Genomic DNA, 19,087 nt, shown 5'->3' on the forward strand with positions numbered 1-19,087 from the left:
ATCCTGACCAGGGAGCAACGTGCCATGGCACATCGTTCGATGGCGACGCGACGCAAATTCCTTACCGGCTTCGGCACCGCGCTCGTCGCATCACGGTGGGCACCCCAGCTTTCCGCGGCTGCTCCCGTGGCTGCTCCCTTCGATGAAAAGAATGGGCGTTGGGAAGCTACCATCCGGCGCGGCTTGGATTACTTGGCTAAAACCCAATCCTCGCGAGGGCAATGGAACACGCCACCCTATCCGGCCGCGATCGCCGCGCTCGCGGGGACCGCGATGATCTGCCAGGGCTCCACGATCACACAGGGGCCCTACGCCAAGTTCATCGCGCGCACCGCGGATTACTTGATCAGCCAATCCCAAAAGAACGGCCTCATCGGAGACCCGGATAACGATCAACGCTATACCTACAGCCACGGCTTCGCCATGCTGTTCCTCTCCCAAGTGCTCGGGGAAGAGGGGCTGCAGGATCGACGTGATGATTTAGTAGAGGTCCTCAACGGAGCGGTGAATTTTTGCGGAAAAGCACAGACCTCTGCGGGAGGCTGGGGCTATGTCAGCGCCAAAGATGGCAATGACTACGACGAAGGCTCTACGACGATCACGCAAGTGCAGGGGTTGCGAGGATGTCGCAACGCAGGTATTCCCGTCCCAGGTGAGATCATCGAAGCGGCGAAACGCTACATCTACAGCTGCCAGAATGAAGATGGCGGGATCAGCTACTCCAGCCAACAAAAAGGATCGTCTCGCCCGGCCATCACCGCCGCGAGCTTAGCCGCTCTCTACAACGCAGGGGACTACGACAGCAAAAAAGTCCCTGAGATGCTCGCCTATTGCCGGAAAGAACTCTATTCCATCTCCAAGGAAGATAGTTTGTTCGGGCATTGGCACTACACCTATCTCTACTACGCGCAAGTCGTCTATCGACAAGGGGGAGAAGAGTGGCCCGGATTTAGGGATCGGCTTTACGATCGCATTGCGGATGAACAACTCAGCGATGGCTCCTGGGATAGCCCTATGATCCATAAAGTCTACACGACCGCTTGCAATCTCATCATGCTGCAACTCGACAAGGGCTACCTGCCAATCTTCCAGCGATAGATGCATCAATCGAAGATTCCATGCAGATACCAAGCCTTCTGGCGGTAATCCCAATAGCACCAAATCCAAGCTCCGTTCTCGAGCTGAAGCCGGTAGTAGTCGCGCTGCTGCATGGCGCCATACCACCAGCCGGTCTCGATGCGCTCGGGTCCCTGAAAGCTTCGTACTGACGTATTGGCCATTGGATAACGGACAATGGCCGGCAATTGCTTCTCATCGCACTCGGTGACTTGCAATGGCACCGGAGACGGCAGCAATCGCGAGGGTCGTCGCCAAACATGATGCGAACTCGGCCCTGCAATCGGCGTCTCCGCTTGGTAATCCCTTCGCGGTGCCTTCCGCAACTTCCTCTTCGTTTCCTGTTCTTCCCCTGTCCGTCTCCATCCCGTCATCGGCACCCACGCATACGTCCACTCTGGGGCAGGGTTTGAAAAAACGACGGGCGCAACGACTTGTTCACGACCGAGTCGAACACTGAGCTGGTCGACGAGCTTGGCGATAGCATCTCGATGTTTGACTGTATCGGAGTCAAATAAGCTCGGTTGTTTCCAAGCCATCGGCGATGACAAGGTGATTTGCGTCGTAACCCCTTTGGCCCAGTACACATCGCCGATTTGAAATGCGGGGGAATCCAGTTGCATTTGCATGAGCCAGAGCAAGTGCTCGCGGTCATAGCTTGGTTGATAAAGACTGACTTGCAGAACGCTCGCGGTCCCTGCGGGTGTAGCCATGGAGAGTTCGCAATCTTGTTTGACACGGTCGACTCCCTGTACTTCGATGGCGTTGCGTTCCAATGCCACGCGGCAAACCACGCGCAATGCTCCTTGATCGGCAAGCTTCAATTGGCAAGACAGATACTCCAAATGCTCGCCGATCGTCGCTTCCACATCCCCTCGATGGGGCGTGGAGTATTCGTAGATATGCTCCACGCAGAGTTCCGGGCTCGGGTGAAGCGATCGGATCGTTTCGCTCGCACCTGAGAGCAAACCATCCAGTCGCTGCAGGATTCGATTGCCGAAGCGCGACGGCAGCGCGGTTCTCGGGAGCGCGGAAAGGTGCCCTACGGTGCGAATACCGAGTCGATGCAGTTTCGCGGTGGTGACCAGATCGAGACGGAGCGATTCGATGGGGAGTCTTGCCAACATCCCGGTGTCGGTCTCTCCTGCGGGGGGAGCGATGGCGATCCATGGCTCGCCTGCGTCAGCGGGCTCGCCTGCGCCGGTGAGCTTGTCAGGGACGGTTGCGAAAGGGGAGCCGCGATTCTCCCACGCGAGCAAACCATCTTGAATGGATTTGCGGAATGCGTAGTTGGCCAATCCCCACGCTTGCCCCACGCTGCTAGCGATGGCGAGACTCGCGAGATACCCTCGATCGCGAAACCATTGGCTGACCCAAGCTCCAAATCGCGACTCCCCTCCAAAGAGGTCCGGTATACCGGTTATGTCAAGCATGAGGCCTTGTGGCTCGGGGAGAGAGCGTCCCGCCCACACCTCGGAGTCGATCGATTCGAGTCCGACGATGGGGCTGAAGCATTGCGCGGCCTCAGCGAGAGTGACGAGCGCTTCGAGATCCTGTTGGGGTTGGTATTCCTGGACCAATGCTTCGGGGCACAAGGGACCGCATTGGCTCAACGGCATATGGGGCAACACCCCTCGGCTGCGCGCGGTTTGGTTGGCGAAGGCGACGACGTTTCCCCGGCGTGGATCGCGGCGGAACAACAGGATAGGTCCGACCGGCGCGCGCGGATTGGGGCCGGAGGGTCCCTCGCCGGAGGGTCCCTCGCCGGATAGTCCGCCGCCGGAATCAGCCTGCGATTTCGCGACGGACGCGCGCTGGCCTGGCCAATTCGGCAGCCAAATGCACAGGACCCGTTTTCGCACGCTGCACCTCGTCTCGATGCGGTTCCACCCAATTCCCCAAGGCATCGATACCGATCTTCAACGCGGTCCCGACTCTTCCTCCTTGGCAACGCCGCAGGGCCAAGTGGAACCAACGGGTCTCCACTTCCTCGGAATGACCAGAGACTCGCGAGGAAACAAACCACTGCACATCGGCCCAGCTCGGTTGCATCCGGGCGCTCTCGAGAGTTCGCAGGAGAATCCCTAGTCCGCCTCCCGCTTCGGCAGCCAGCTGGATGCGGCGCGCGGTTCTATCTTCCATGCGGTCCACCGAGGCAATCGCACAACCGACCGCCGGGTTCCGCAAGACTTGATCCAACGACCAGATCAAATCCGCGTGGTTCTTCGGACGGATTCCGATAATCCGCTCCAGGGGGAGACCCAGCCGCTGGAGAACGGGTGGATAGTACGTCCAGTCGGGGTCGATCAAGACCGCATACTTCCCATTTCGAATCGCCTCGCGCGCCAAACACAAGGCGATGCTCGTCGCCCCGTGCGAAATACGTTGCTCGGTCAGCAATTCCACCAAACTACCAGACGCGTAGCCCGATGCGGGCAAGCAGCGATCCATGGCCGGAATCCCGCTGGACATCGCTGGGGAATCAGGACGCCCCCGGGTCTCCATCGCACGGATCCGAGCTCCTAACATCCCCGCAATCTGCGCAGGCGTTCCAGCCCCGCTGGACGCAGGACTCTCTGTGACTTCAAGTACGCTAGCCATATAACCGCTTGGGTGAAAAACCGCCTGCCGGATAAATCCTGTAGGCTGTTATCGGTTAATGCTAGCATTCCCTCGCCTGCAGGTCCAAACGATTCCGATTAGAAGTCCTGCAGGGACACCACCGGTCCCACGAGTCCGGTAAAAAAAGAAAGCGGGGCCTCTTTTACAAGGCCCCGCTTCAAACGGTTCGCTTCTAGCTAATCACAGCTGTCTCTACAATCGATTCTCGATGCTGTAGAAGCGAACGTTCTGAATTCCGTTTGCAGGAGTGCTGAGGGTGTCGGTACCGCCATCCCCATACACCGTCGCATCGACTCCGGAGCATCCCGAAAGAGTGACGGAATCGTTACCACCAGCCCCGTACACAAACTGCGTATTCACTTGGCTGGAACTCAGATCCATTCGGTCATCACCGCTTTCCAAGTACGTCCACAAACGATCGAGCATGATTCCCGAACCTTCGAACAAGTCGTTTCCGATCCCAAGGAATAGCTCCATCCGGTTGGCCATCAAATTATTGATCGAGACGTAGTCATCTCCCTCTTTGGCGATCACCTTCGCGAGCGAAGCGACCAGCACATTATTGATCGAGATGTTATCCGCCCCCAACGAGCTGAACACAAAGAGGTTTTGGCCCACTTCAGTATCGAACACTCCGATATCGGAGGCATCGGATGGATCGTCGATCAAAAGATCCCGAGCGACCGAAACACCGTTTACCAACACGGCGTCTTGACCGCTTCCTGGAACCACCACCAAGTAATCTTGGAAGTGCGTGGTGGTGGAATCCGCGACCGTACCGATGAAGACATTGTCATTGCCTCCTCCGAGATCGAGGGTGGTGCGTCCGCGGACCGTGCTATTGGAAATCGTCACTTGATCGTTTCCTTGGACGCCGAGCACGACCAACGTTCGTTGCAACTCCAGGCTTCCCGATTCTGCGACCATCTCTGGATCGGCAGGAAGCAATCCCGAGAGAATTGCCTCCACAAGCGACGCTTCCGACAACTCGGGAGCGGATGCACCCAGCACAACATCGTCATCGCCCGCTCCCAAGTCTAAATGGACGGTACCGAGCACGTTCCCCGACAACAGAGTGATGGAATCATTTCCTTCGTACAAATAAGCATAGATCCCGTTGTTCCAACCTTGCAAATCCACCGGTGCGTTCGAGCCATTGATGGTCGTTGCTTCACCAGAACCGCTGACACCTCCGACGACTCGAATCTGCCCGCTAGCGTTCGATTCAATCAAGACCGTATTATCCGTTCGGTCGCCATACAGGAACAAACTCCCACCGCTAATCTTCGCGGAAACGTTTCCAGCTTGAGCAAATCCGGCAGAAACGGTGGTCAGCAGAAGCCCCATTGCGAGACCACCCCATCGCATCCCTCCTCGCATCCATCCATAACCCTTCGTTGCACCGGCTTTCATCATGTAACTCCATCAATCGTGTTTGAAATACCGTCAGCTAAGATGCTTCTCCAATGCCTTTTCAAGAAGCAACCGCTGTGCCGAAGTCGCAAAAGATATTGAGGAGGAGTACAGAGCCCATCGAGTTGTTTTCTCATCGCTCAATTTGCTCGAAAGGCGATCGATGGCCGTTCACGCGTTGGATGGAAACCCACAATAGCGGCGGAAGACATCTGATAGAAATCGAACGCTAGCTTGCAATCATGACTCGTCTGCAGATGATCGCTGACTAGATGACGGTCAAGTTATCGCGATGGATGACTTCTTCGTATGGGCATTGACCCAAGATTTGTTGGATGCGATCGGACCTGCACCCTTGGATGCGGCGCAATTGATCGGCATTGTAATTGACCAATCCTCGCGCGATCTCATGCGAATCGCTCGACTGGACGGAGACGACATCCCCTTTCCCGAAATCGCCGACAATCGACTGGATACCGATAGCGAGCAAGCTTCGGCCTTCACCTTTCATGGCACGGACTGCGCCATCGTCGACGACCAAGATGCCCGAGGGCTGAGCGGAGAACCCGATCCATCGTTTGCGAGGGGCCAATGTTTTGGATTGAGGCATAAAGACAGTGCCGAGCTCTTCGCCTTGAGAAAGCCGGACCAATACATCCGATTCTCTTCCCCAAGCGATCACGACTCCTTGACCGCTCAGCGTCACGAACTTGGCCGTTGTCAGTTTGCTCGCCATCCCTCCTTTGCTGATTCCGGTTTTGCGATCGCGAACCAGATCGTCGATGGATTCATCGATCTGTTCGACGACGGGAAGAACGCAAGCCGCGGAATCGCTGGGATCTCGGTCGTAGAGGCCTCGCACATCGGACAGGATGACCAGCAAACTTCCTTCGAGCAGGCCTGCGACCATGCCAGCCAGACGATCGTTGTCCCCAAAGGTGGTCTTCAGCTCATCGACCGCCACGGTGTCATTCTCGTTGATGATCGGGATCGCACCGAGTTCCAAGAGCCTGCGCAGGGTGTTGCGTGTGTTGAGATAGGCCACGCGGTCATCGAGTTCCGAAGCGGTCAGAAGGACTTGCGCAGCAACGCGGCCATACTCTGCAAACGTTTGCTCGTAGACTTGGATCAAGTGAGTTTGACCGATGGCTGCGACCGCCTGCAATGTCGCCAAATCGGTCGGCCTCCCGGGCAATCCCAGCCGTCCCACCCCGCTGGCGACCGCGCCGCTGGATACGAGAACCACCCGTTTTCCAGCGTCGGCCAATCGAATCAGCTGCCTGGCTAAATTGGCGACTTGCTCTCGATCCAATCGGCCATCCTCCCCCGTCAGCGACCGAGATCCCACCTTGACAATCCAAGTTTCCGCTTCGATTAAAAGTTGCTTGCGATCTTCCATGGCGGTTTCGACGGAGCGGTGGTGGGGGAGACAAGTACGAAAACAATGCGGACCGATTTCCTGATTCGGGCGGTAGATGTTACCAATCCAACGACGCGTGCGGCAGTCTATTTTGCCTCGCCAAAGCACTTGCTTAACGAGGCATAGATCGCCCTAAAAGGAGCCTTGATTTGGCAGCCAGCCCCGTTCCATCCCCGCTCAATACCACTCTTTCGACAAGGAGAGCGGACAAGGTCCGTCTGCGAAATCGCAGTGAATGTCAAGGGTTTTGAACTAGCCATTTGCGAGAAAATAGAAACAATACTCGAGGTTACAGTGGCCGAAGGATATGGATTCCAATGGCGGAGAAAGAGGCCGCTGTTCGTCTGTTTGGGCACCTCTCCTTTTCAACCATTGTTCGCTATGCAAAAGACCTTAGTACTGCTGAAACCCGATTGTGTGCAACGCCGGCTGATCGGAGAAGTCATCGCTCGCTTCGAAAAGAAGGGGTTGAACATCATCGCGATGAAGATGTTGCGCGTGACGCCCGAGCTTTCCAAGCAGCATTATGCCGAGCACGTATCCAAGTCCTTCTACCAGAATCTCGAAGACTTCATCACTTCCTCGCCGATCGTCGCCTTGGCGATCGAAGGTCTTGAAGCGATTCGCGTGGTTCGCGAGATGCTCGGTGCGACCAACGGCCTGAAGGCAGCTCCGGGGACCATCCGCGGCGACTTCTCCAGCTCCCGCCAAATGAATTTGGTTCACGCTTCCGACAGCGAAGAGTCCGCCGCACGCGAATTGGCGCTCTACTTCGACGCGTCGGAGATTTGCTCCTACACACCCACCCTTGTCGGTAGCTTCCGAGCTAGCGATGAAACCTAAGCCTTTCTTCATCCACCTTTTTTCTGATTTATGAACAGCACCCGGGAATCATTCTCGGGAGTTTGGCCATTATCCCGGCAGTGATCCATGCGTCGCAACGACATCCGCAATATCGTCATTATCGCTCACGTTGACCACGGCAAGACCACGATGGTCGATTGCCTTCTGAAACAAAGCGGCCAGTTCCGCGATTCGCAATTGCAGGGTGAACGGATCCTCGATAGCAACGATCTGGAACGGGAGCGGGGGATCACCATCCTCTCCAAAAACATCGCGATCGAGTACAAAGGGGTAAAAATCAACCTCATCGACACCCCGGGCCACGCGGACTTCGGCGGGGAAGTCGAACGGGTCGTGCGCATGGCAGACGGTGCGTTGGTGCTGATGGACGCCGCAGAAGGCCCGATGCCTCAAACCCGATTCGTTCTCTCCAAAGCATTGGAGGTCGGCGTCAAACCTATCGTGGTGATCAACAAGATCGACCGACCGGACGCTCGATGCAACGAAGTCGTCGAAGAGGCCTTGATGCTTCTTTGCGACCTCGGCGGCGAACATTTCATGGATCACTTTGACGTGATCTTCGCATCCGGCCGAAGCGGATATGCGACCCTCGACTGGACCAAGCCCGGCGACAACATGGTTCCGCTGCTGGACATGATGCTCGAGACCATCCCAGGCCCCGATGTCGAGCCCGACGCTCCTCTCCAACTCCTCGTGACCAATTTGGATTGGTCCGATTACGTCGGTCGGATCGCCATCGGCCGGATCCAATCCGGTACGTTGCGAAAAGGCCAGAACGTAGACATCGCCAAGGAAGACAAAGTCGTTCCCTGCCAAGTCCAGAACTTGCAGATGTTTGACAAGCTCGGTCGCATCGATGTCGAAGACGCCAAAGCGGGCGATATCGTCGCCGTGGTCGGGCTGGAAAACATCGAGATCGGCGACACGATCTGCAATCGAGGTGAACTCAATCCGCTCCCTCGTCTTCGCGTCGACGAACCGACCCTGGAGATGATCTTCAGCATCAATACTTCTCCCCTCGCCGGCCGAGACGGAAAGTACGTCACCACGCGACAGCTGAAAGCTCGCCTCGAAAAAGAACTGGAACGAAACGTCGCATTGCGAGTCCGCCCCGTCGAAGGAAGCGAAGCCTTCGCCGTCCGCGGCCGTGGCGTGCTCCACCTCTCCGTCCTCATCGAAACGATGCGACGCGAAGGGTACGAAATGAGCATCAGCAAACCGCGCGTCGTTTTGAAAGAGATCGACGGCGTATTGCACGAACCATACGAAGTCCTCAACGTTGAAGTCCCCACGGACAAGATGGGTCCGGTCATGGAAATGGTCGGAAACCGACGAGGCAAGATCGAAGAGATGACGCCGCGAGGTGAATACACGCTCCTCCGATTCTCGATTCCAGCACGGGGTCTGATCGGCTTGCGAACCCGAATGCTGAACGCCACGCAAGGCACGGCGATCATCCACCACCGTTTCTCTGGATACCAAACCCTCGAAGCCGATTTGCCTCGCCGAGCCAACGGGGTCTTGATCTCCATGGTCCCGGGCAAAGCGATTCCTTACGCACTCTTCGCTCTGCAAGAACGCTCGGAACTCTTCGTTGCACCAGGTGAGGATGTTTACGAAGGGATGATCGTGGGCGAAAACGCTCGCGATAACGATCTCGTCGTGAACCCGAGCAAGGAAAAGAAGCTGACCAACATCCGTGCATCGGGTAGCGATGAGAACATCATCTTGAAGCCACCCCGACAACTCTTCTTGGAGGCGGCGTTGGAATACGTCGAAGACGACGAGTTGGTGGAAGTGACTCCAAACGTCATCCGATTGCGCAAGATTCACTTGCGAGAAAGCGACCGCCGTCGCCAAAGCAAATCCCCTGGCGAATTGGCTGTCAGCTAAGCCTCGGTTTGCAACGTTGGAGTCCTAAACCTCCATACGATATGCCATCCCCGTCGAGGGGATGGTTGTTGCACGCAACTGCAAACGATGAAGACGCGTGTTACTTCGCTGGCTTAAAGATGCATTCCCAGGAAGCCGCCGGATTCCTCCAAGCTCTTTTCCAGCTTCTCCATACGTTCTTTGGTTTGCTCCGAACCGCCCGCGTCGATGAATCGATTGAACTCGACCATGACGGCATGGTTCACACTTTCAGCAAACCACTTCACGACGTGCTGCTCAAGCCACGGACATGTTTCTTTGTCCAATTGCACTCGAAGCTCGCAATGTCGCGATAACTCATCTCGATCGTCGGTGAATAAGACCCCTTCAAACGAGAATGCAATCATGCCGTGGTTAGGGTCGTTCGTGACAAAGAACCGACACTTGGCGTTGTGCAAGTAATACGTGTTGTGGGTTCCGTGCTGCTGAATTGCATCTTTGATCCGATGGAATTTCGCGACCAATCCCGGGGACGCGTCCAGTGGTGGATCGAGACGGGTGATGCTGCGCAGCGGCAAGCAATCAAATGCTACGTCGACATATCGGTCCATGGTTTGCCCTTTCGTCCCGCAACGTTTATACAAGGCCAAAAGCTGCGTTGAGCAAATCTCGCTCTTCCAGTTTGTGAGCTCGAGAAGAGCCGGTCGATGGACTGGCAGATTCGGCTCGCGAGATCCTCTGCAATTGGAATCGCGACGCGAGCTCATCTCCCCAATGGATCTTCACAAACTGCCAAGCCCCCATATTGGATGGCTCATCCTGATACCAATAGAGCGGCGTTCCCGCTTCGTAAACGCTAAGCGTCTCCAATACCTTGCTCGCTTCGAGCGGATAGAACTGCTCAACGCGAACGAGGGCGACATCGTCGCGCCCCAAACGCGTTCGTTCATCCAATAGATCGTAATAGGCCTTGCCGCTACACATAATGATCCGCGAGGTGGGTGTCCCTGCAGGTCGATCGTCCGGCAGAATCTTTCGGAAGCTACCATGCTCGATGTCGTCCAGCGAGGACACACAAGCTTTGTTCCGAAGCAAACTCTTCGGCGTTAAAACAATCAACGGCTTGCTCCACTTCGACTTCACCTGCCGACGAAGCAAATGGAAAAACTGAGCGGGGGTCGAGGGCTGGGCAACAATGACATTGTGCTCTGCTGACATCATGAGATAGCGTTCCAGTCGCGCACTGCAGTGCTCTGGGCCTTGCCCTTCAAACCCGTGTGGAAGCAACATGACCAGACGGCTCAATCGCTTCCATTTGTCCTCCGCACTCGCGATGAATTGATCGATCACGCATTGAGCAACGTTGGAGAAATCTCCGAACTGGGCCTCCCAAGCGATCAGGCCTTCTGGGCAATCGAGGCTGTACCCGTACTCGTATCCCAGAACCGCCGACTCGGAAAGCGGGCTGTTGATGATCTCGATCATCGCCTGATTGGGTGACAAATGCTTTAAAGGCATATGCTTGCGATTGTCCTTCTCATCGTGGAGAACCGCGTGCCGATGCGAGAAAGTCCCTCGCTCGCAGTCCTGACCGGTCAAACGGACCGGATGCCCCTCGGTGACAAGCGTCGCAAACGCCAGCATCTCCGCAGAGGCCCAATCGACGGGCTGCCGCCCCGCGGCGATCTCGCGGCGGTCATCCAGAATCCGCATCAATTTTCGGTGCGGTCGGAACCCTTCCGGTACTTCGCACGCCTTGGTCAACAATTCTCCTGCAGTCGCGCGCGGGACCCCGGTGGTGATCTGTTCGTTCACCGGTTCTGGCCCGCCGAAGTAACCGTCCCAAATGCCCGTGAGAGACGTCAAGTCATGGACGAACGGCTCGCTCTTGGCCAATTCAAACTCACGCGATAGCCGGTTATGCCGAACCTCCGCGATCGCATCCGCCTCTTGGCGCGTCAGCTCGTTCATGTTGAGCAAATGTTCCAAGTAGCTATCGCGAACCGGCTTTTTGGCGTCGATCGCGGCGTACATCAACGGTTGGGTATAGCGAGGCTCGTCCCCTTCGTTATGCCCCAACCGGCGATAGGCGTACATGTCGATCACGACGTCTTTCTCGAACTCCTTGCGGAAGTCCATCGCCAAATTCACGACCTGCGCCACCGCCTCCGGATCCTCACCGTTGACATGGAAGATCGGAATTTGAAGCATCTTGGCAATATCGCTCGCATAGGTGCTGCTTCGGCTCTCCGCCGGTTCGGTCGTAAAGCCGATCTGGTTGTTGAGGACGATATGAAGGGTTCCGCCCGTTCGGTATCCGGGAAGTTCGCTCAAGTTGAGGGTCTCTTGAACAATACCTTCTCCGATGAACGCAGCGTCGCCGTGGATCAAGATCGTCATGTGCTCGCTTCGGGTGATATCCCCCACCCGGTCCTGCTTCGCTCGACAGCGACCCAAGGCAACGGGGTTCACGAACTCCAAATGGCTGGGATTGAAACAGAGCGATATGTGAATGGTCTGACCGGTACTGGTCGTCCAGTCCGAGCTGTAGCCCATGTGATACTTCACGTCGCCACCCCCTCGAAACAGCTCGGGGTTCGGGTCATCGAATGACCAGAAAATACTTTGAGGACGTTTGCCCATGATATTGGCGAGAACGTTCAATCGCCCTCGGTGAGCCATCGCTAGGACGACCCCTTTGACCTCGTGCTGACCAGCCTTTTCTAAGGCTCGGTCCAGAAGCGGGATCAAGCTCTCCGCTCCCTCCAGCGAGAACGTCTTGGCTGTCGCGTACTTCTTTCGAACGAACTCTTCGAAGATCGTCGCGTCCGCGAGCTTGGTGTAAATCCGCGTCTGCACTTCGCGCGACAATGCCAACCGATTCTCGGTCGACTCCATGCGACGTTGCAACCAGTCTCGAATATTGCGGTTATCGACGTGCATGAACTGCGCGCCGATGCTTCGACAATAGGTCGTGCGAAGCTTTTCGATGATGTCGCCGACGGTCCGTCCGTTGGCATACTCCAACGTGGGAGACGTGAAAGGACGGTTCATGTCCTCTTCTGTTAGACCATGCGATTGTGGATCTAATTCAGGTGGCCCTTTTCGATTCAACCCGAGCGGATCGATCTTGGCCATCAAGTGCCCACGGACTCGATACTCTCGAACGAGTTGATCGACTCGCTCCTGCATCCGAGCCAGCCACAGCGCGTCCGGTACCTCGCCATTGCTCCCACCGACAGGCTCGTTCCCAGAGTAGAGAGCCTCGGATTGCGTCGCGAGGGAAAACTCCTCGAAATACTTGCGCCAAACGTCCGAAACACTGTTTGGATCTTGGATGTAACGAACGTATAAGTCGTCGATGTAATCGAGACTGTAGGTATTCATTTTTCTAGAGTTTCATCAAAGGTGGTGACGCTGGCCTGAGAAAGCCATGGGGAGCTCTGATTATGGCTTCCACTTATGAGGGTTACTAGGAGATCCTGCGACAAAATGCAATGCCAAGGTCATTTTCAAGGCCCGCAGGATCGCCCCAACGGGGGGGAATCCCAACCGAACAATCCAGCCGCGTCGAGGTCGAGAGCTGTTTGGGATTATAGGCGGTTGGGCGGGTGCGTCGAGTTCTTCCTCCCCGCGTCTCGGGAGCGGATTTGGCCCTCGGAACAGGTTTGGCTTCCAAAGCGGGTTGCCCGCAACTAGGGTCGGATGCAGTAAAGCATTTCGCGGCGCTCGCCCTCTCCCGCTTCGGTGCAGCGGTAGTAAATGGCCCCACCACTGATGACAGGTGTCGCGAAGACTTCTCTGCCCAGCTGAACCTTCCCCAAACTCTCGAACCGCTTTGGATCGGCCCGGAACAAGAACGTTTCCCCCGCTTCATTGGTCGCGTAGATGAGGTCGCCCACCAGGACCGGTGACGCGGAAAAGGTTCCCCCCAGCCGTTGCTTCCACAGTTCCTTTCCGGTTTCGCTATCCCAAGCCATCGCGATTCCCGCGTCGAGGACCCCGTAAAGAGTCCCATCCCGATATAGCGGCGATGGTACGTAAAGCCGGTTGTCATTCTCCCAGACCTTCGTCTTGGACCCATCGGCCAATACAGCGGACATGTGGTTTCTCGGGTAACCACCGCTGGTGAAAATGCGTTTCCCATCGGTGACGGTCGACGTGACGCATTCGGTCGTCGCCCCCTCGGTCTCCCAAAGTGTGTCGCCGGTTTTTGGATCCAAACTGGTGATCCGATCGCAGCCGGTCACCACGACTTGATCACGTCCTGACGCTCTCAAGAGAATCGGAGAGGGATAGTTCGGTAGCTTCGGACGATCTCGTTTCCAAACCAATTCACCCGATGCTCGCAGATAAGCAGCTATGACACCCCCCGCTTTATTGTCGGACGAAACGATGACCAAATCTTGATAGAGCGCCGGAGATGCCCCATAGCCTTGATGCTCCACATAGTCGCTCACACGCACTTGCCAAGCGATGGCTCCGTCTTGACGAACCGCCGTCAACCAGATGGCATCGCTGTTCGGAAGCGTCACAAACACGAGTTTGCCGTCCGTCGCCGGAGTAGTAGAAGCCGCCGTGGATCGCGCATTCTTTCGCATCCCCCCGGATGCGTGGACAACCGTTTCATACTGCCGCTGGCCTGTCAGCCGATCCAAACAAACGAGAGTCTGCGAGCCCGACACTTCCTCGGAGGTTAAATAAAACAACTTGGATCCCGACAAACAGACCGACCCATAGCCGCGCCCCAAGATCGGGGACTTCCAAGCGACGTTTTTGGTTTCGTCCCATTCCCGTGGAGGGGACTGGGCCGGATCTGCAGACCCATCGCGAGCCGGCCCACGCCACCAAGGCCAATCTCCCTTTGCCACCTCCAGTCCATCGTTCACTCGCTGGGTTTGGGCAATCGCCCCCTGCGATGCAAGCAACGAAAGGAGCAAAGTCGCCATCGGGAAGTATCGCAATGTAGATCTCATGGTCGGCTCTGGATTGGATAGAAATCGGATCTCACAAAACTCAAAAACCCTGCGAATGCGAGGGTCGCAAGAGTATCCTAACGCAACACCCACCGCAACGGTGGCGCGCGACACGGAGCGATGAGAAGGATTCACCCCACCAAACGGTGGCTTTCAGCCTTCGAACCCGTTAGGCTTAACCAGCAAATCGGCTACACAGGGCCGGTGAACTCGAGTCCAAACGAGGCTGGTTGTCGCAATGGGATTGCCTGGAATGGTAACGAACAACACGGCGAACTATACCGCGAACTACACCGCTTGGCTGGTCGCGATCGGCTGGGTGCTTGCATGGATATCGACCGCGCCGGCTCAATCCGTGTCGGATCAAGAGGCGGTGAAGGAAGCCCTTCGAGTCGGCGACTACGATCGATCGATCGCCATCTCGAAAGAGCAAGTCGAAAAGAGGGTCTGGAACGAAAAGTGGCCCGCCACTTTGATCGAAACCTACTTGACCCTCGGACGCTATGCCGATGCGGTCCCCGTCCTCGAGGACGCGCTGACTCGATTCGGCGATAGCCTCCGCATCCGCCTGCTTGCCATCCAAGTCTACCGGATGAACAACGAAAGCTCGAAGGCGAAAGAGCAATTCGAACTCATCGACACCATGGTCCAGCGCAGCCCCTGGCGTTACACGGGCTCCTCCGAGTTGGTTCCCCTCGGAGAATACTTTCTCCTGCGAGGAGAAGATCCCAAAACGGTTCTCAAGGCATGTTTCGATCAAGCCATCAAAGCGGATCCAGCTATGATCGATGCGCACCTGGCAACCGCTCGCATGGCATTGAGCAAAAACGATGCGAAGGTGGCTTCGCAGTCGCTGGCAAAGGCGATCAAACTCGATGAGAAGTCGCCCGAAGTACATTACTTGCTCGCCAAAACATGGTCCTCAACCGAACCAGAACGAGCGACCAACCATTTGAAGGAATCCCTCGCCATCAATCCTCGCTACGTTCCATCCCTGCTGATGGTCGCAGAAGAAAAAATGAACGAGGAGGCTTATGACGCGGCGCTCGAGGTGCTCAGCGAAGTCGAAAAGGTGAACCCGCGGCTGCCTGCAATGTGGGCTCTCCGCGCCGCGATCGCACACTTGCAAGGTCGATATCCAGACGAGGGAAGCCATCGCGGCAAAGCGCTGGAACCATGGGCCTTGAACCCAGAAGTCGATCACACGATCGGAAAACATTTGGCGATGCACTACCGATTCTCCGAATCGGTGGATTACCAGCGCCGATCCCTCACCATGGACGCTCGCTACGTTCCGGCTCAAACACAACTCGCACAGGATCTGTTGCGGCTCGGCAAAACCGACGACGGTTGGACTTGGGTGGATAAGGTCCGAACCGAAGACCCCTACGATGTCACCATCTTCAATTTGAAGCAGCTCCAGAAAGAGTTGGATCGTTTCGCAACGCTCGAAGCACCGGGATTCGTGATCCGCATGGACGCTCGAGAGGCAAAGATCTATGGCCAAGATGTCGTCACACTATTGTCCCAAGCGAGAAAGGTCCTCACGGAGAAATACGCCGTCGAATTGGAGGAACCCGTCTATGTAGAGATCTTCCCAAAACAAAAAGATTTTGCGATTCGGACATTCGGTCTTCCTGGTGGCCAAGGCTTCTTAGGAGTTTGTTTCGGGCGGCTTATCACAGCCAATTCACCCGCGGCCCTTCAAGTCGATTCGAATTGGCAGTCTGTTTTGTGGCACGAGTACTGCCACGTCGTCACGCTCCAAAAGACCAGGAACAAAATGCCGCGATGGCTCTCAGAAGGCATCTCTGTTTATGAGGAAAGACTTCGCGATAAAACGTGGGGACAAAGCATGGACCCCACCTATCGAGAAATGATCCTCAGAGAAGATCTGGTCCCGCTGAGCAAACTGAGCAGCGCGTTCTTGAATGCAAAGTCCCCCATGCACGTCCAGTTTGCCTACTTCGAATCCTCTCTGGCTGTGCAATTCTTGATCGAGACCTACGGCATGCCTGCGATGCTTCAGTTGCTAGATAATCTGGCGATCGGAATGCCCGCCGATGACGCGCTACGCCGAGCTCCGGGAAGCCTCGAAGCGCTCGACCAAGAGTTTGAGGCGTTCATCAAAAAGGAAGCGATGGGGTTAGCTCCCTCGGCGGATTGGAGCAAACCGACCGGCGGCGATCGAGCCGAACTCGAGGCGTGGTACCAAGAGAATCCGAAGTCCTACTACAGCATCGAGCGAGCTGCTCGAGGCGCTATCCAAAACGGCAAATGGGAAGAAGCGTTGAAGCTTGCCAAAGAGCTGGAGACCTTGTGGCCCGAGGATCATCGGTCCGACGGATGCCATGCGATGCTGAGCCGCATCTCTCGAGAGCTTGGGAATTCGGCCGATGAACGCACGCATTTGACTCGATGGTTAGAGCGATCGCCCGATGCACTCGACGCGCTGCTCAGGGTCAGTGACATCGACTGGAAAGATGGGCGGGCTCTCGAGACATTGGAATGGTGCGAACGGATGCAAGCCGTTCAGCCGCTACGGTTCGACGTGCAAGAACGACGCGCTTTGTCTGCAGAGAAGTGCGAGAGGTGGGACATCGCTGAAGCCGCATGGAAAGCCTGCATGGAACTGGATCCGTTCGATATCGCTTGGATCGAGTATCGCCTCGCCGTGGCACTGGATCGACAGGGCAAGTCGGAGGAGGCCAAGCGCCATCTGCTGTTGGCATTGGAGGAATCACCTCGGTTCACCGAAGCGTTGCGCATGCTGGTCTCGATGCAAACAAAACTAAAGCCTGAGAAGCAGCCAGAACCTAAGAAACAGGAAGTGAAGGGAAGATGAGCTCAACGCAATCGTTTCGATGGATGTGGTTGGGACTTGTGATACTCATCGGGACCGCGGGCGTCCTGTGGTCCCAAGGTCCTCAGTGGGGTCGCCGCGGGCGCGATTGGCGCGACGTAGGAAGACAAGGTGTTCCTACTTGGGAAGTAGAACGCAAATTCGCCAAAGATGTCTTCACCTTTGTGCGTATCCAATACGAGTCGGGTGGTTATCGACGCCGAGGTGGCGGTTGGGCGACTGACTTTCGTGATAGCGAATTGAACTTCTCCCTTCGTTTGCAGCAAATGACGACGATCAAAGTCAACCCGGAACCGATCGTGTTGCAGCTTACCGATCCCGCATTGTTCGATTACCCGTTCATTTACATCATCGAACCGGGAGCCCTGACGTTCTATCCCGAAGAAGTCACTGCGTTGCGTAAGTATTTGCTCAACGGTGGTTTCCTCATGGTGGATGACTTTTGGGGGGACGAGGAGTACGACAATTTCTATCAGGAAATAAAGCGAGTCTTCCCAGATCGAGAACCGTTCGACGTCCCGCTGGAACACGAAATCTTCCACTGCGTTTATGACTTGAAGGAGAAGCCGCAACTTCCATCGATCAACGCAGCTTGGGCAGGGCGAGATTCGGGAGTTATTTGGGAACCGCGATCTGGATCCGACACGAGCCATGCCAACTACCGAGCCATCACGGACGACAACGGACGGATCATGGTCTTCATTTGCCACAACACCGATCTCGGAGACGGTTGGGAACGCGAGGGGGAAGACCCTTGGTACTTTGAAGAGTTCTCCGTCAAAAAGGCCTATCCGTTAGGCATCAATATCGTCACCTATGCTATGAGCCACTAACAGGCTCCCGCGAAGACCGTGTTGCCCGTCTCGTACGGACGCAAGTCTCGTGTGGTATGATCGATCGCAACTATCCCTATCAGCAGGAACGCAACTTTGAGAAACATCACCATTGCTCCCGAGGAAGAAGAAGCCGTCGTCGCGCAAATTCGAGAGGGGCGAGATCGCATCTATAGCGAACTTTCGAAAACCATCGTGGGGCAGAAGGATGTTATCGAACAATTGCTCATCTGCCTTTTCTCAGGCTCGCATTGTTTGATTACCGGAGCACCAGGTCTAGCTAAGACGTTGCTGGTGCGAAGCGTCGCGCAAGTCTTTCACTTGGACTTTCGACGCATTCAGTTCACACCGGACTTGATGCCTGCAGATATCACCGGAACGGAAATATTGGAGGAAGTGGATGGACGTCGATCCTTGCAGTTCGTCCCCGGCCCAGTTTTCGCCAATGTGATTTTGGCAGACGAAATCAATCGAACTCCTCCAAAGACACAGGCGGCATTGCTCGAAGCGATGCAAGAGCACCAGGTCACAGCGGCAGGAAAGCGATACGGGCTGCCGGAACCCTTCTTTGTCCTGGCAACCCAGAACCCGATCGAGATGGAGGGAACCTATCCTCTCCCGGAAGCCCAGCTCGATCGCTTTATGTTCAATGTCCTAATCGACTACCTCCCCTTTGAAGACGAATTGCAAGTCGTGCTAGACACGACAAGCCGCCGGAGCGAGCCGATCGAACCTCTCTTCAGCGGCGAAGATATTCTCAAATTTCATGAGATGGTTCGTCGCATGCCGATCGCTAAAGAAGTCGCTGGTTATGCCGTGAAGCTTGTTGACGCGACTCGGCCCGGCCGAAGCGGCGCCCCCGATTTCGTCAATCAGTGGATCAGCTGGGGGGCCGGTCTTCGCGCTGCCCAAATGCTGGTCCTCGGTGCGAAGGCCCGAGCCCTTTTGGCCGGACATTCGCATGTTTCCCAAGACGATATCCGCGCGTTGATCCACCCCGTCCTCCGCCACCGCATTCTGCTCAGCTACAAAGCGGAAGCAGAAGGTGTTTCTATCGAAGATTGCATCGCACGATTGGTTCGCGAAATCGCCTAACCACTCACAAAAA

At 56.1% G+C, this 19,087-nt stretch carries 13 protein-coding genes; 6 read left to right on the forward strand and 7 right to left on the reverse strand.

The window, feature by feature from the left end; genetic code table 11:
* Positions 1-24 precede the first annotated feature (24 nt).
* Positions 25-1,098, forward strand: a complete 1,074-nt coding sequence (locus tag SH467x_RS08465) for a prenyltransferase/squalene oxidase repeat-containing protein (RefSeq protein ID WP_482370838.1) — start codon at positions 25-27, stop codon at positions 1,096-1,098.
* A gap of 5 nt (positions 1,099-1,103) precedes the next feature.
* Here SH467x_RS08465 and SH467x_RS08470 read toward each other — a convergent pair whose 3' ends face one another.
* From SH467x_RS08470 to proB, 4 genes are all read right to left on the reverse strand, one after another.
* Positions 1,104-2,978: a Y-family DNA polymerase gene (locus SH467x_RS08470; RefSeq protein ID WP_482370839.1), complete on the reverse strand. Its 1,875-nt coding sequence runs from the start codon at positions 2,976-2,978 to the stop codon at positions 1,104-1,106.
* Positions 2,902-3,717 carry an ImuA family protein gene (locus SH467x_RS08475; RefSeq protein ID WP_482370840.1) on the reverse strand — a complete coding sequence of 272 codons (816 nt, stop codon included), beginning with the start codon at positions 3,715-3,717 and terminating at the stop codon, positions 2,902-2,904. The genes SH467x_RS08470 and SH467x_RS08475 overlap by 77 nt, the downstream gene beginning before the upstream one ends.
* Before the next feature lie 213 nt (positions 3,718-3,930).
* Positions 3,931-5,154 (reverse strand): hypothetical protein, encoded by a 1,224-nt coding sequence (locus SH467x_RS08480; protein WP_482370841.1) that lies wholly within the window; start codon positions 5,152-5,154, stop codon positions 3,931-3,933.
* Positions 5,155-5,419: 265 nt separating this feature from the next.
* A complete protein-coding gene (gene proB / locus SH467x_RS08485) occupies positions 5,420-6,550 on the reverse strand; it encodes a glutamate 5-kinase (protein WP_482370842.1) in 1,131 nt (376 codons plus the stop codon).
* Positions 6,551-6,952: 402 nt separating this feature from the next.
* On the opposite strand from proB, the gene ndk reads away from it, so the two are divergent.
* Together ndk and typA are read left to right on the forward strand one after the other, a co-directional pair.
* Complete coding sequence (gene ndk, locus SH467x_RS08490) at positions 6,953-7,414, forward strand: nucleoside-diphosphate kinase (RefSeq protein ID WP_482370843.1); 462 nt, start codon at positions 6,953-6,955, stop codon at positions 7,412-7,414.
* An 87-nt stretch (positions 7,415-7,501) separates the two neighbouring features.
* Positions 7,502-9,328, forward strand: coding sequence for a translational GTPase TypA (typA, locus tag SH467x_RS08495; RefSeq protein WP_482370844.1), 1,827 nt, complete (start codon positions 7,502-7,504; stop codon positions 9,326-9,328).
* A gap of 113 nt (positions 9,329-9,441) precedes the next feature.
* Here typA and SH467x_RS08500 read toward each other — a convergent pair whose 3' ends face one another.
* From SH467x_RS08500 to SH467x_RS08510, 3 genes are all read right to left on the reverse strand, one after another.
* The gene (locus SH467x_RS08500; protein ID WP_482370845.1) at positions 9,442-9,918 is read right to left on the reverse strand and encodes a hypothetical protein; all 477 of its coding nucleotides are present in this window, start codon (positions 9,916-9,918) and stop codon (positions 9,442-9,444) included.
* 25 nt (positions 9,919-9,943) lie between these two features.
* Positions 9,944-12,694, reverse strand: coding sequence for a 2-oxoglutarate dehydrogenase E1 component (locus tag SH467x_RS08505; RefSeq protein WP_482370846.1), 2,751 nt, complete (start codon positions 12,692-12,694; stop codon positions 9,944-9,946).
* A 308-nt stretch (positions 12,695-13,002) separates the two neighbouring features.
* Entirely contained in the window at positions 13,003-14,283 is a 1,281-nt protein-coding gene (locus SH467x_RS08510; protein WP_482370847.1) for an outer membrane protein assembly factor BamB family protein, read from the reverse strand.
* Between the two features lie 253 nt (positions 14,284-14,536).
* Here SH467x_RS08510 and SH467x_RS08515 point away from each other — a divergent pair, with 253 nt between their 5' ends.
* The 3 genes from SH467x_RS08515 (at position 14,537) to SH467x_RS08525 (ending at position 19,074) form a co-directional block, all read left to right on the forward strand.
* Positions 14,537-17,128: a peptidase MA family metallohydrolase gene (locus tag SH467x_RS08515; protein WP_482370848.1), complete on the forward strand. Its 2,592-nt coding sequence runs from the start codon at positions 14,537-14,539 to the stop codon at positions 17,126-17,128.
* Positions 17,125-17,979 carry a DUF4159 domain-containing protein gene (locus tag SH467x_RS08520; protein WP_482370849.1) on the forward strand — a complete coding sequence of 285 codons (855 nt, stop codon included), beginning with the start codon at positions 17,125-17,127 and terminating at the stop codon, positions 17,977-17,979. Before SH467x_RS08515 ends, SH467x_RS08520 begins: the two co-directional genes overlap by 4 nt.
* A gap of 111 nt (positions 17,980-18,090) precedes the next feature.
* Positions 18,091-19,074 (forward strand): AAA family ATPase, encoded by a 984-nt coding sequence (locus SH467x_RS08525; protein ID WP_482371353.1) that lies wholly within the window; start codon positions 18,091-18,093, stop codon positions 19,072-19,074.
* Positions 19,075-19,087 lie beyond the last annotated feature (13 nt).

It is taken from the genome of Brakhagea slesvicensis (assembly GCF_052161625.1).
In the GTDB taxonomy this organism is placed as follows: domain Bacteria; phylum Planctomycetota; class Planctomycetia; order Pirellulales; family Pirellulaceae; genus JBKCUI01.

Excerpts from the sequence above, each read along its gene's own strand:
- SH467x_RS08505 (WP_482370846.1), bottom strand. The coding sequence starts at position 12,694 with ATGAATACCTACAGTCTCGATTACATCGACGACTTATACGTTCGTTAC.
- SH467x_RS08475 (WP_482370840.1), bottom strand. The coding sequence starts at position 3,717 with ATGGCTAGCGTACTTGAAGTCACAGAGAGTCCTGCGTCCAGCGGGGCT.
- SH467x_RS08480 (WP_482370841.1), bottom strand. The coding sequence starts at position 5,154 with ATGATGAAAGCCGGTGCAACGAAGGGTTATGGATGGATGCGAGGAGGG.
- ndk (WP_482370843.1), top strand. The coding sequence starts at position 6,953 with ATGCAAAAGACCTTAGTACTGCTGAAACCCGATTGTGTGCAACGCCGG.
- SH467x_RS08520 (WP_482370849.1), top strand. The coding sequence starts at position 17,125 with ATGAGCTCAACGCAATCGTTTCGATGGATGTGGTTGGGACTTGTGATA.
- SH467x_RS08515 (WP_482370848.1), top strand. The coding sequence starts at position 14,537 with ATGGTAACGAACAACACGGCGAACTATACCGCGAACTACACCGCTTGG.
- SH467x_RS08500 (WP_482370845.1), bottom strand. The coding sequence starts at position 9,918 with ATGGACCGATATGTCGACGTAGCATTTGATTGCTTGCCGCTGCGCAGC.
- SH467x_RS08465 (WP_482370838.1), top strand. The coding sequence starts at position 25 with ATGGCACATCGTTCGATGGCGACGCGACGCAAATTCCTTACCGGCTTC.
- SH467x_RS08510 (WP_482370847.1), bottom strand. The coding sequence starts at position 14,283 with ATGAGATCTACATTGCGATACTTCCCGATGGCGACTTTGCTCCTTTCG.
- proB (WP_482370842.1), bottom strand. The coding sequence starts at position 6,550 with ATGGAAGATCGCAAGCAACTTTTAATCGAAGCGGAAACTTGGATTGTC.
- typA (WP_482370844.1), top strand. The coding sequence starts at position 7,502 with ATGCGTCGCAACGACATCCGCAATATCGTCATTATCGCTCACGTTGAC.